Raw genomic sequence first — 12,026 nt, 5'->3', positions numbered from 1 at the left:
GTCAGTCCCCCAACTCCTCCAACAGCTTCCGAGCCGCCTCCAGCTCGGCCTGCAACTGCGCGACCTTCGCCTGCTGAGCCCCTCGAGCAGCCTCCAGAATCCCGGCCACCACTTCCTCCACCTCGGGATGCAGGATCTTCGCGGCCTGAGCGACGGCCGCACTGCTGACCGCCAACCCCTTCACACTGCGCTTCTTACCGTTGATCACATCGACAGTCCACTCACCGTCGGCGGTTCCGGTGAGGGTCACGGTCACCTCGGCCACCTTGGTCTTGCGCACCGCGGGAGCCTTCGCCGGCCGCGGCGTTGCCGGGGCGGGCTTGGGATCGTCGGCTACCGGGGCGAGCGACCTCGGCGCGGGCGTAGCAGCGCTCGGCAGGGTCGACGGCTGGGTCACAGTGTTGTCCTTTCGGTTGCTCGGCGCGGGGGCACTTTCCGGGCGGGTCCGTGCGGATCCGCCCGGCGCTACGGTAGTCCCGCGGGCCGGCTTGGTCAGCGTCACCTCGCTCGGGCCGAACGAGAGCACATCTTTGGAACCGGTGGGCCGCACCTGCAGGAAGTCGCCCGCGGACGGGTCGTCGAGCGCGACAACCTTGCCCGACTTCCCCTCGGCGACACCGACAGCGGCGGCGGTGAACCACACCATCGGCGGTTTGCCCTCGGCAAGCTCGCCTGCGATACGCGCGAGCTCGGCGTCGGATAGTACCGGCGGTGCTGATCGGCGGGATGCGGACTTGGTGCTCGGCGAGGACATCGTGGACTCCGGGGGTTGGTGCTACAGCGTGGTCTTCGCACCGATGATGCCGCACAGCACCGACAAGTTCTCCCCCGAGCCGCCCACACGGCCCGAAAAACCCTCCTGCTCGGGGATTCCGGGCCGCGCCGCCGTCAGCCGAGAGTGGCGCGGCCGCGCGTCGTCGGCCGGATGTTCTCGCGCACCGCGGCCACGTCGCGATAGCCGTTGACCGCCATCAGCAGGTCCGCTTCGGCCGCGTAGCTGCGCAGCAGATGCACCAGACCGCGCACACCGCCCAGCGCGAGCGCGTACACATACGGCCTGCCGAGCCCGACCATCGTCGCGCCGAGTCCGAGCGCCTTCACCACATCGGCGCCCGAGCGCACCCCGGAGTCGAACAGCACCGGCACCCGGTCGTCACAGGCGGCCACGACCGCGGGCAAGGTCTCCAGCGCGCTCAGCCCGCCGTTGGCCTGGCGCCCACCGTGATTGGAGCAGTAGATGCCGTCGGCGCCGAAGTCGATCGCCTTGCGCGCGTCCTCGGGATGAGAGATGCCCTTGAGGATCAGCGGCAGATCGGTGATCGAACGAAGCCAGCCGAGGTCATCCCAGGTCAGCGAATTGCCGAAGGTCGCGATCCAGTGCAGGACAATCAATTTGGGATCGTCGGAGCCGACCATCTGCTGGAAGACCGGGTCGCTGGTGTAGTTCTTCAGCACGTGCCCACGCAGCTGCGGGAAGTTCCCACTGGCCAGGTCGCGCGGACGCCAACCGGGCACCCAGGTGTCGAGGGTGACCGTGATCCCCGCGTACCCCGCGGCCTCGGCGCGGTGCACCAGGCTCTCGGCGAGCTCACGGTTCTTCGGCGTGTACAGCTGGAAGAACGAGGGCGTGTCGCCCGCGTGCGGCCGCACGTCCTCGAGCGGATCCTCCATCAGCGTCGAATACATCGCGGGCACACCGGTCTGCGCCGACGCCTCGGCCACCGCGATGTCACCGTGGCCCTGCTCGCCGACCAGACCGATCACCCCGACCGGTGCGAGGAACAGTGGACTGGCGAAGGTGTGACCGAACGCGGTGACGGCGAGGTCGCGCTCGGTGGCGCCGACCAGCATTCGCGGCACCAGACCCCAATCCGCGAACGCTTCGGCGTTGCGCCGCTGCGTGAGCTCGTCGCCCGCCCCACCGGCGATATAGTTCAGCAACGAATCCGGCAGTGCCGCAGTGGCTTTGCGCTCGAGCGTCGCGTAATCCATGGGAAATTCCGGCTGGATCCCACCGAGCGCGGCCAGGTAGATCTCGTTCTGATAGTCGGCGAACTGACTCATTGCTGCACTTTCGCACGCCGACCGGGGTTCACGGACCGCAGGGTGGATGTAAGGTGCGTCATACTCGAAAATACGAGATTGTGAGTGCCCCTGCCGTGACCGTCGTCGAACACTCGGCCGCGCCCGCCGACCCGGACGCTCTACTCGCCGACCGCTTCCATTGCGATGCCATCCGTCACCTGACCCGCCTCGCGCTCGGGCTGTCCCAGGATTCGATGGATCTGCTGACCTCGGTCACCGATCGCCTGCGGGCCGCCGAGGGCGCCCTACGCGATCCGCTCACCAGCGACCTCGGCTTCGACTGAACCTCACTGTCGCCGCGCGGTGAGCGCCGCCAGATCGGCGAGCCGATGCGCACGGGCGATCTCCGCGGGGGTGAACGGCTCGTCCGGGCGTACGAAACCCCAGCGACGATCGTCGCGGTCCAATACCAGCAGCGTGCCCTCGCCCGGTTCGCCCACCTCCGGTGTACCGGGCGCGAGGTAGCGCGCGCCCAGCAGTTCGGCCACGGCCAATGGCAATTCGTCCGGATCGCCGACGATGCGGGCCGCGATGGCGAGCGCCTTGGTCTGACCGTCGATCAGCGACAGCACGGTCGCGGGCCAGACCCGCACGCCGGAACCTCCCGCGTGCTCCGCGGCGGAGGTGATCGCGTGCGCGGTGACCTCGGCGGGCGCGGCGACGACGAGTTCGTCGAGGACGGCGTCCTCCAACTGGTGCACGTGCACCGTGAGAATGTTGGCGTCGCGGTGGGCGAGATGTTTGGCCAGCGTCTCGAGCGCGCCGGGGCGGTCGGCCAGGCGCACACGGATCCGCCAGAGCGCGGGCGCGGAGTCGATGCGGTCGCGGTGCCGTAGTTCCGGGCTGTGCAGCCAGCCGCCGAGCATGCGCATCGCCGACGGCTCCACCACCCAGATCACCAGGATCGTGGTGGTGACCGTGAGCAGGGCGACGGTCAGCAGGTACGGCGGGTGCAGGTGGACGACCAACGCGTGCAGCGCCAGCTCCACCGGGAACACCGCCGCGAGTTTGGCCAGAGTGAGCCTGGTCCGCCCAGGATGCGGCAGTCTGCCGCACACCTCGCAGGCCAGGACCGTGACACGGGGTCGCACTGCGAATCGCCACATGGGGGTCAGCGTCTCCGGCCTTCGTGTCGATCTTCGACGAGGTGCGTAACAGCGACGTGAAAGCGCGGGCGAAAGCTGTTGACCTGCACTGATTTCCGCGGTGATGTCGAGCACCCGCGCTGTTCGGATGTGACTGTCGGCACCATCAGCTCGATAGGCAGCGGCAACGATTGTGACTCGGATCACCAGAATTCATTGACAAACCCACACGAACGGGCATAAAACAACATAAGTAAAGATTCACCGAGACCGGAGGACCTCCATGTACGCCGAGGAACGGCAGCAGGCGATCGCGACCCTCATCGGGCATCGCGGACGCGTCTCCGTCGCCGAACTCGCCGACCAGTACGGGGTCACCACCGAAACCGTGCGCCGCGACCTGGCGGTGCTCGACCGACTCGGGGTGATCCGGCGGGTACACGGGGGCGCGGTCGGTTCCGGCGCGCTCACCACCTTCGAACCGGGCACCGCCGAGCGCGACAGCACTCGCGCCGCGGAGAAGGACCGGATCGCCGAACTCGCGCAGCGGTACCTGCCGCGTGCGGGCGGCAGCGTGCTGTTCGACGCGGGCACGACGACCGTTCGGGTGGCCGCGGCCATGCCGGTCGACGTCGACCTGGTCACCGTCACCAACTCGCTGCCGGTCGCCGCGCGCCTCACCGGGTTCGCGGGTGTGCGGTTGCACCTGCTCGGTGGGCGGGTTCGCGGAGTCACCCAGGCCGCCGTCGGCGCCGAGACCTTGCGTCTGCTCGGCGAACTGCGGGTCGACGTCGCGTTTCTGGGCACCAACGCGCTGACCGTGCGACACGGGCTGTCCACCCCCGATCCGGAGGAAGCCGCCGTGAAACGCGCGATGATCGCCGCCGCCGATCGGGTCGTCGTGGTCGCCGACGCGAGCAAGGTCGGGCGCGAGGACTTCGTGCGCTTCGGCAATGCCGCCGAGGTCGACGTGCTGGTCACCGATACCGACATCCCGGCCACCGCGCACGCGGAACTGGTCACCGAAGGAATCGAGGTGGTGCTCGCATGATCGTCACGCTGACCGCGAACCCGAGTGTCGACCGGACGGTCACCCTCACCGAGCCGTTGCGGCGCGGGCAGGTGCATCGCGCGGCGAGCGTCACCTCGCACCCCGGCGGCAAGGGAGTCAATGTCGCGCGGGTGGTGTCCGAGGGCGGGGCGGCGGTCACGGCGGTGCTGCCGGGGGCCGACGACGACCCCGTGGTGCACGGATTACGGACGGCGGGAATCGAATTCCGCACGGTACCGGTGTCCGGCGCGCCGCGGGTGAATCTGACCATCGCCGAATCCGACGGCACCACGACCAAGATCAACGAGCCCGGCCGTGCGTTGTCGGCGCGCGAACTGGCCGAGCTCGCGGCGCTGCTCGTGGAGGTGGCCGCGGGGGCAGAGTGGATCGTGCTGTCCGGGTCACTACCGCCGGGCGTGCCCGTCGACTGGTACGCGCAGCTCGTCGCGACGTTGTCCACACCGCGCGTATCACCGAACGGAACGCGACGCCCCCGCGTCGCCGTCGATACCTCCGACGCTCCGCTGCTCGCCCTGTTCGCCGGATCAGTCGGCGCCGCACCGGATCTCATCAAACCGAACTCGGAGGAGCTGGCTCAGCTCAGCGGTCTCGACGCCGTCGACCTCGAGAACCCCCTGGCCGCGGCCGAAGCCGCCACGACGCTGATCGACCGTGGCGTCGGCGCGGTGCTGGCCACCCTGGGCGCGGCAGGCGCGGTCCTGGTCACCGCCGAGGACGCGTGGTTCGCCGCCGCCCCGCCGATCGTCGCGCGCAGCACCGTCGGCGCGGGCGACTCGGCCCTGGCCGGCTACCTGCTCGCCGACCTCGCGGGCGAATCCCCCGCCGACCGCCTGCGCACCGCCGTCGCCTACGGCAGCGCCGCCACCGCGCTCCCCGGCACCGAACTACCCGGCCCCGCCGACATCGTCCTCGACGCCGTCACCGCTCACCCACTCACCGCCGACCGACCATCGGCCCCGGCATGACCACCGATCACCACCGGCACCGGCCACCGCGCTGCTCGACCCCACCGGCCGACACCGGATAAGCCCCGTCGACCGACGCCACCACTGGACCGACAAGCCCCTGCTCCACCCCCACTCCGGAAAGACACGACGATGGCCGATTCGATCATCACCCCAGACCTGATCGCGCTCGACGCCGATCTCGGCGCCGACAAGGGCGCCGTGATCACCGCGCTAGCGGGCAGGCTCGCCGCCACGGGCCGCGCGACCGACGTCGACGCGGTGGGCGAAGCCGCCCTGGCCAGGGAGGCGCAATCGGCCACCGGGCTACCCGGCGGCATCGCGATCCCGCACTGCCGATCGGCCGCCGTCACCACCGCCTCGCTGGCGTTCGCCCGCCTCGCACCCGCCGTCGATTTCGGCGCTCCCGACGGGCCTGCCGATCTGGTCTTCCTGATCGCCGCTCCGGAAGGCGCCGGCGCGGAGCACATGAAGTTGTTGTCGTCGTTGGCTCGCGCGCTGGTCCGCCCGGAATTCGTCGCCGACCTACGCGCCGCCGCGACACCGGCAGCCGTGGTGGCCCTTGTCGACGGCGTCATCAATCCCCCACCGGCCGCGACCACCCCTTCCACCGGTGCCGCCCCAGGTGGCACAGCGGCGACAGAACCGGCTGATCCGGCCGGGTCCGGTTCGCCCGCCGACGGCGGATCGGGGATCTCGTCCGCTGCGGGCGCGACTCCCGTTTCCGAGTCATCGGCCCCCGAAGTCGGCGCGGCGGCAGTCGGTACGGCCGCGTCGGGCGTAGCGGTTTCCGGCGCGGCGACCACTGCGGGCGATGCACCGGCCGTCAGCACAGCGAAGTCCGGTGCGCCGAAGAAGATCGTCGCGGTCACCGCCTGCCCGACCGGCATCGCCCACACCTACATGGCCGCCGACTCCCTGGTCGCCGCGGGCGAACGCGCCGGAGTCGACGTGGCGGTGGAAACCCAGGGCTCGAGCGGTGGCGACACGCTCGACCCGGCCACGATCGCCGACGCCGACGCCGTCATCTTCGCCACCGATGTCGGCGTGAAGGACCGAAGCCGGTTCGCGGGCAAGCCGGTGATCGAGTCCGGCGTCAAACGCGCGATCAACGAGCCAGACACGATGATCGCGGAGGCCGTCGCGGCGAGTACCGCCGCGGGCGCCGCCACCGTCGGCGGTACCGCACCCGCACCTTCGCAGGCGGCCAAGGGCATCGGCTGGGGCACCCGCCTGCGTCAGATCCTGCTCACCGGCGTCAGTTACATGATCCCGTTCGTCGCCGCGGGTGGTCTGCTGATCGCGCTGAGCTTCCTGCTCGGCGGCTACGAGATCTCCGACAGCGCGAAGACGATCGTGCTCGACAACTCGATCACCGACCTGCCCGACGGTGGTCTGGCCACCTATTTCGGCGCCGTGCTCTTCCAGATCGGCTCACTGGCCTTCAGCTTCCTGGTCCCGGCGCTGGCCGGATACATCGCCTTCGCGATCGCCGACCGTCCCGGCCTGGCGCCGGGTTTCACCGCGGGCGCGATCGCGGTCTTCGTCGGCGCGGGATTCCTCGGCGGCCTGGTCGGCGGTCTGGTGGCCGGATTCGCTGCCCTGTGGGTGAGCAAGCTGCCGGTGCCCACGTGGGCCCGCGGGCTCATGCCGGTGGTGGTGATCCCGCTGCTGGCCTCGGCGATCGTCGGCATCTTGATGTTCGTGCTGCTCGGCAAGCCCCTCGCCGCCGTGACCAACGGACTCACCGACTGGCTCAACGGCCTGTCCGGCACCTCCGCCATCGCGCTCGGCGTCATCCTGGGCGTGATGATGTGCTTCGACCTGGGTGGTCCGGTCAACAAGGCCGCCTATTCATTCGCCGCCGCCGGACTCTCGGTCACCGATATCGCGACCCTGCGGATCATGGCCGCGGTGATGGCCGCGGGCATGGTGCCGCCGCTGGCGATGGCCTTGTCGACCGTGCTGCGCCCGCGCCTCTACACCGAGGCCGAACGCGAGAACGGCAAGGCCGCCTGGCTGCTCGGCGCCTCGTTCATCTCCGAGGGCGCGATTCCGTTCGCCGCCGCCGACCCACTGCGGGTGCTGCCGTCGATGATGGTCGGCGGCGCGGTGACCGGTGGGCTGATCATGGCCACCGACGTCACCTTGAGCGCACCGCACGGCGGCATCTTCGTGTTCTTCGCGATCGGGCACCTCGGCTGGTTCCTGGTGTCACTGGTCGCCGGCACGCTCGTCGCCGCGGCCTGCGTCACCCTCGCCAAGGAATTCACCCGCAAGCAGTCCGTCGCCCCTGTTCTCACCACCGCGTAATCCATTCGCACACAAGGAGATATCCCATGGCAAGCACCACCGTCACCGTCGGCTCCTCGGTCGGCCTGCACGCCCGCCCCGCCGCCCTGATCGCCGAAGCGGTCGGCGCGGCAGGTGTTCCCGTCACCATCGCGGTCACGGGCGGTGACCCGGTAGACGCGGGCTCCGCGCTGATGATCATGACCCTCGGCGCGGGCCAGGGCGCCGAAGTGGTGATCACCAGCGACGATCAGCCGACCCTGGACAAGATCGCCGAGCTCGTCGCCAGCGACCTCGACGCCTGAACCGACCCGCACGAGAGCGAACCGGAGAAACACGAAAGGCCCGGAACCAGTGGTTCCGGGCCTTTCGTTTTGTAGCGGGGACAGGATTTGAACCTGCGACCTCTGGGTTATGAGCCCAGCGAGCTACCGAGCTGCTCCACCCCGCGTCGGTGTGAACACAACATTACACACAGGTGCGCGCAGGCGCCAAATCGCGAGGTCAACACGGGTTTTGTGGCCGAAATGCACAATCTTCGACGGACAACACCGCACATCGAAACCTTTGACTGTGGCAGCCATCACACATTCCGGCAACCGCATGTGTCGGGGCCGAGCTTCGGTGAGCGGCGTCACTATCACCTCGTGATCCCGAACACATAACGGACCAATAACAGACCGACCGGAATCTAGGTATTCCCACTGGCTATGCAGCGTAAACATTGAAAAGACGGCTATTCCATTCAGAGAATCCGCTCGTTATCAAGATGTGATCGGCGTCGATTCTTTGGTTAGCGTCTCCCCCATGACTGAGACCCGGAAATTCAGCACCCGCGCCCTTGGCGTCGCCGCCATCGCCGGCGCCCTTGTTGCCGTTCCGTTCGGCCTCGCCACCGGCACCGCCTCCGCCGCCGCCTACAACTGGGACGGCGTCGCCCAGTGCGAGAGCGGCGGCAACTGGGGCATCAACACCGGCAACGGCTACTACGGCGGCCTGCAGTTCTCGCAGAGCACCTGGGCGGCCAACGGCGGCCAGGGTTCGGCGCACAACGCCAGCAAGGAAGAGCAGATCCGCGTCGCGGAGAACGTGCTCGCCAGCCAGGGCGTCGGCGCGTGGCCGCACTGCGGCCAGTACCTCCAGTCGGGCGCATCCGCGCCCGAGGTGGTCGAGGAGCCCGCCGTCGAGCTGCCGGTCGAGCTGCCCGCCGAGGCCGAGACCGATGTCCAGGCTGCCGTCGACCAGGCCAAGGCCGCGGGCAAGGCGCTGGCCGACCAGTACGGTGTCGGGGGCCAGTACCAGGGCCTGCTCGACGCCAACGCTCCGCTGATCGCCTCGATCGGCGGCTGATCCACCGTTCCCCCTGCACAAGAAAGGCCCCGTCATCCAGACGGGGCCTTTCTTGCTGCTACGCGGCGGCCTGCTACCGGCCGCCCGCGTCCTGATACGCCTTCACCGCGGCGTCCAGTTCTTCCAGGGCCTTACCGAAATCGGTGAAGTTGCCCGTCCGCATCGCCGTGCGCACCGCCTCGATCTTGCGGCTGAGCTCGGCGGCCGCGGCCTCCTGCGTCGACCCCGCGGGCGGAGTCGTCCCCGGCTGCGGCGTGGTGCCGTTTCCGGGCGGAGTGACGGTGCCCGGATCGACCGGCGGGATCGCCCCCGGTTTCGGCTTCACCGACGGGTCGCCACCGAACGGTGTCGCCAGCGAACCCGCACCCGGCATCACCTGGTTCAGCGCATCGGCCAGCGTCGCCGCGTAGCCGACCTTCACGCTGCCCGCCGCGTCGCGATAGCTCACCAGCACGCGAAGCAGCTGCGGGAACGTCGATGAACCGGTGTTGCGCTCGTTGTAGAACGGCTCCACGTAGAGGATGCCGCCGTCTGCCACCGGCAGCGTGAGCAGGTTGCCGTAGCGGATCTTGTTCGAGTTCGACAGCAGGGTTTTCTCTCGGGAGACCGCGTCGGCGGTGGTCATCGAGTTCTGTGTCTGCTGCGGACCCTGCGTCTGCGTTTCCACCGGCAGCTGCAACACGGTGAACTTGCCGTACCCGTCGGGGTCCGACCGCACCGAGATGTAGGCCGAGAGGAACTGCCGGTTGTAGCCGACCATCGCCGAGGTCAGGTTGAACACCGGCTTGTTGGTCTTCGGGTCACCCAGCAACACGTAATACGGGGGCTGGTTGAACGTGCCGCCCTCGATGGTCGGATCACTGGGCACCGACCAGAACGCGTTGTTGGTGAAGAACTCACGCGGGTTGTCCACGTGGTACTTCGTGAGCATGTCGCGCTGGACCTTGAACAGGTCCTCCGGGTAGCGGAAGTGCGCGCGCAGCTCGGGCGAGATCTCGCTCTGCGGCTTCACCGCGTCGGGGAACACGCCGCGCCAGGCCTTGAGCACCGGGTCGGTGGTGTCGGTCTCGTACAGGGTGACGGTGCCGTCGTACGCGTCGACGGTGGCCTTCACCGAGTTGCGGATGTAGCTGACCTCCTTGCGGGGGATCACCCGCCCGGTCTTCTTGTCGATGCTGTCCTCGACCGCCCCGTCGAGCGACGTCGGCTGGGCGTAGGGGTACTTGTCCAGCGTGGTGTAGGCGTCGACGATCCAGACCACGCGCTCGCCGACGACCGCCGGGTAGGCGTTGCCGTCGGTGGTCAACCACGGCGCCACCTTCTGCACCCGGTCGCGCGGACCACGGTTGAACAGGATCTTGGAGTCCTCGCTGATCGCCGAGGAGAACAGGATGTTGCGCTCGGCGTACTTGGCCGCGAAGGCCAGCCGGTTGAACCAGTTCCCGATCGGCACGCCACCGCTGCCGTCATAGGTGAACTGCGCCTGATCGGAGTCGTACTCACGCGGCGCCTGGCCCTCCGCGGTGCCGACGATGGCGTAGTCGGGATCGGTCTGGGCGATCAACTCGCCGTAGTAGATCCGCGGCTGGTCGACCTTGATCTGCTGATCCTCGACCTTGGTGAACAGGTCACTCACCATGAACAGCGGATAGCCCGAATCACTGCCGCCGGTAACGCTCTGGGCCTCGGACTGTGGCTTGTTGACCCGGTTGGCCGGCGCGGCGACGAAGCCGTTGCCGTGGGTATAGACGGTGTGCTGGTTGATCCAGTCCTTCTGGTTGCCCGACAGCGCGGCCGGATGCAGCTCGCGCGCGGCCACGATGTAGTCCTGGACATCGCCGTTGAGGCTGTAGCGGTCGATGTCGAGCGACTCGGGGAAGCCGTAGAAGTTCTTGCGCTGCTGGAGCTGGGTGAAGGTGGGCGAGAGGATGTTCGGGTCGAGCAGGCGGGCGTTGCCGATGGTGACCGCGTCGGCGGGCACCTCGAGCGGGCTCTTCTTGCTCTCACCCTGGTAGTTCTGGTACTCGACCTTGTCGTCGGTGATTCCGTACGCCTCGCGAGTCGCTTGGATATTGCGCTCGATATACGGACTTTCCTTCTCCGCGGCGTTGGGGCGCACCGAGAACTGCTCGACCACCATCGGCCACACCGCACCGACCAGGATCGACGACAACACCAGCAGCGCGGCCGCCATCGCGGGAACCCGCAGATCGCGCAGCACGATCCCGGCGAAGAACGCCATCGCGCAGATCACCGCGATCGACAGCAGGATCAGCTTGGCGGGCAGCACCGCGTTGATATCGGTGAACGACGGACCGCCGAACGTCGGCTCCTTGCGCGTACTCGACAACAGGTCGTACCGGTCGAACCAGTACGCCACCGCCTTGAGCAGCACGAAGATTCCCGCGATCACCGCGAGCTGCACGCGCGCGGCCCTGGTGAGGGTGCCTTCACGCCCGGCCAGCCGCAGGCCGCCGAACACGTAATGGGTCACCAGGTTCGCGAAGAACGCGATCACCACGGCGACGAACAGCCAGTTCAGCACCATCCGGTAGAACGGCAGATCGAAGGTGTAGAAACCGATGTCGAGGTGGAACTGCGGGTCCTGCTGACCGAACTCGCCACCGTGCAGGAACAGCTGCACCGTCGCCCAGTTCGACTGCGCGACCAGCCCCGACAGCACGCCGAGCAGCACCGGGATACCGACGCCGAACAGCCGCAGCTTGCTCATCACGGTCGTGCGGTAGCGCGCGATCGGATCGTTGGGCCCGGCGACCGGTACGAAGACCGGACGCGACCGATAGGCCAGCAGCAGCGCCGCCCAGACCACGACGCCGACGAGCAACGCGACGACCACGAACAGGATCAACCGCGTGCGCAACACGCCGAGATACACACTGCGATAACCGACCTCACCGAACCACAACCAATTGGTATAGGCATCGGTGAAGCGGGGCCCGAGCAGCAACAGCGCCGCGAGGACGACTGCCGTCACCAGCAGCACACGGCTGCGTCGGGACAACGAAGGTAAGCCGGTGGGGGGCCGCATGCCCACGGTGCCACTCTCCATGCTCCGGCGGTTCCACACCGTGATCGGCGCAGTCACCGCAGTCCGAATGTTGCGGGTGATCCGTTACCGGACCGTTGGCGCCCACTCTACGGAAATCGGACACCGTG

10 protein-coding genes and 1 tRNA gene are annotated in these 12,026 nt (G+C 68.4%); 6 read left to right on the top strand and 5 right to left on the bottom strand.

Annotated features, from left to right (window positions below; all coding sequences use genetic code 11):
* Position 1 precedes the first annotated feature (1 nt).
* Both ACFVJ5_RS16375 and ACFVJ5_RS16370 read right to left on the bottom strand, forming a co-directional pair.
* Entirely contained in the window at positions 2–754 is a 753-nt protein-coding gene (locus ACFVJ5_RS16375) for a DUF6319 family protein (RefSeq protein ID WP_379220898.1), read from the bottom strand.
* Between the two features lie 134 nt (positions 755–888).
* A complete protein-coding gene (locus ACFVJ5_RS16370) occupies positions 889–2,064 on the bottom strand; it encodes an alpha-hydroxy-acid oxidizing protein (protein WP_379220896.1) in 1,176 nt (391 codons plus the stop codon).
* A gap of 80 nt (positions 2,065–2,144) precedes the next feature.
* Between ACFVJ5_RS16370 and ACFVJ5_RS16365 the strand changes: the two genes are divergently transcribed.
* Positions 2,145–2,369, top strand: a complete 225-nt coding sequence (locus ACFVJ5_RS16365) for a hypothetical protein (RefSeq protein ID WP_379220894.1) — start codon at positions 2,145–2,147, stop codon at positions 2,367–2,369.
* A 3-nt stretch (positions 2,370–2,372) separates the two neighbouring features.
* Here the strand turns inward: ACFVJ5_RS16365 and ACFVJ5_RS16360 are convergent, their stop codons facing one another.
* On the bottom strand, positions 2,373–3,191 hold the full coding sequence (locus ACFVJ5_RS16360; protein ID WP_379220893.1) for an amino acid-binding protein: 819 nt from the start codon (positions 3,189–3,191) through the stop codon (positions 2,373–2,375).
* A 262-nt stretch (positions 3,192–3,453) separates the two neighbouring features.
* On the opposite strand from ACFVJ5_RS16360, the gene ACFVJ5_RS16355 reads away from it, so the two are divergent.
* The 4 genes from ACFVJ5_RS16355 (at position 3,454) to ACFVJ5_RS16340 (ending at position 7,804) form a co-directional block, all read left to right on the top strand.
* Positions 3,454–4,221, top strand: coding sequence for a DeoR/GlpR family DNA-binding transcription regulator (locus ACFVJ5_RS16355; RefSeq protein WP_379220891.1), 768 nt, complete (start codon positions 3,454–3,456; stop codon positions 4,219–4,221).
* Positions 4,218–5,207, top strand: coding sequence for a 1-phosphofructokinase family hexose kinase (locus tag ACFVJ5_RS16350; RefSeq protein WP_379220889.1), 990 nt, complete (start codon positions 4,218–4,220; stop codon positions 5,205–5,207). Before ACFVJ5_RS16355 ends, ACFVJ5_RS16350 begins: the two co-directional genes overlap by 4 nt.
* Positions 5,208–5,339: 132 nt before the next feature.
* Positions 5,340–7,520: a fructose-specific PTS transporter subunit EIIC gene (locus ACFVJ5_RS16345; RefSeq protein WP_379220888.1), complete on the top strand. Its 2,181-nt coding sequence runs from the start codon at positions 5,340–5,342 to the stop codon at positions 7,518–7,520.
* A 26-nt stretch (positions 7,521–7,546) separates the two neighbouring features.
* Complete coding sequence (locus ACFVJ5_RS16340) at positions 7,547–7,804, top strand: HPr family phosphocarrier protein (RefSeq protein WP_101466146.1); 258 nt, start codon at positions 7,547–7,549, stop codon at positions 7,802–7,804.
* A gap of 72 nt (positions 7,805–7,876) precedes the next feature.
* Here the strand turns inward: ACFVJ5_RS16340 and ACFVJ5_RS16335 are convergent.
* Positions 7,877–7,950, bottom strand: a tRNA-Met gene (locus ACFVJ5_RS16335).
* 356 nt (positions 7,951–8,306) lie between these two features.
* Between ACFVJ5_RS16335 and ACFVJ5_RS16330 the strand changes: the two genes are divergently transcribed.
* Positions 8,307–8,849 (top strand): transglycosylase family protein, encoded by a 543-nt coding sequence (locus tag ACFVJ5_RS16330; RefSeq protein WP_379220886.1) that lies wholly within the window; start codon positions 8,307–8,309, stop codon positions 8,847–8,849.
* Between the two features lie 73 nt (positions 8,850–8,922).
* Here the strand turns inward: ACFVJ5_RS16330 and ACFVJ5_RS16325 are convergent, their stop codons facing one another.
* Positions 8,923–11,904, bottom strand: coding sequence for a UPF0182 family protein (locus tag ACFVJ5_RS16325; protein WP_379220884.1), 2,982 nt, complete (start codon positions 11,902–11,904; stop codon positions 8,923–8,925).
* Positions 11,905–12,026: the final 122 nt, after the last annotated feature.

The sequence above is a fragment of the Nocardia sp. NPDC127606 genome (assembly GCF_042671725.1).
In the GTDB taxonomy this organism is placed as follows: domain Bacteria; phylum Actinomycetota; class Actinomycetes; order Mycobacteriales; family Mycobacteriaceae; genus Nocardia.
This window is presented reverse-complemented; position numbering and strand designations above follow the sequence as displayed.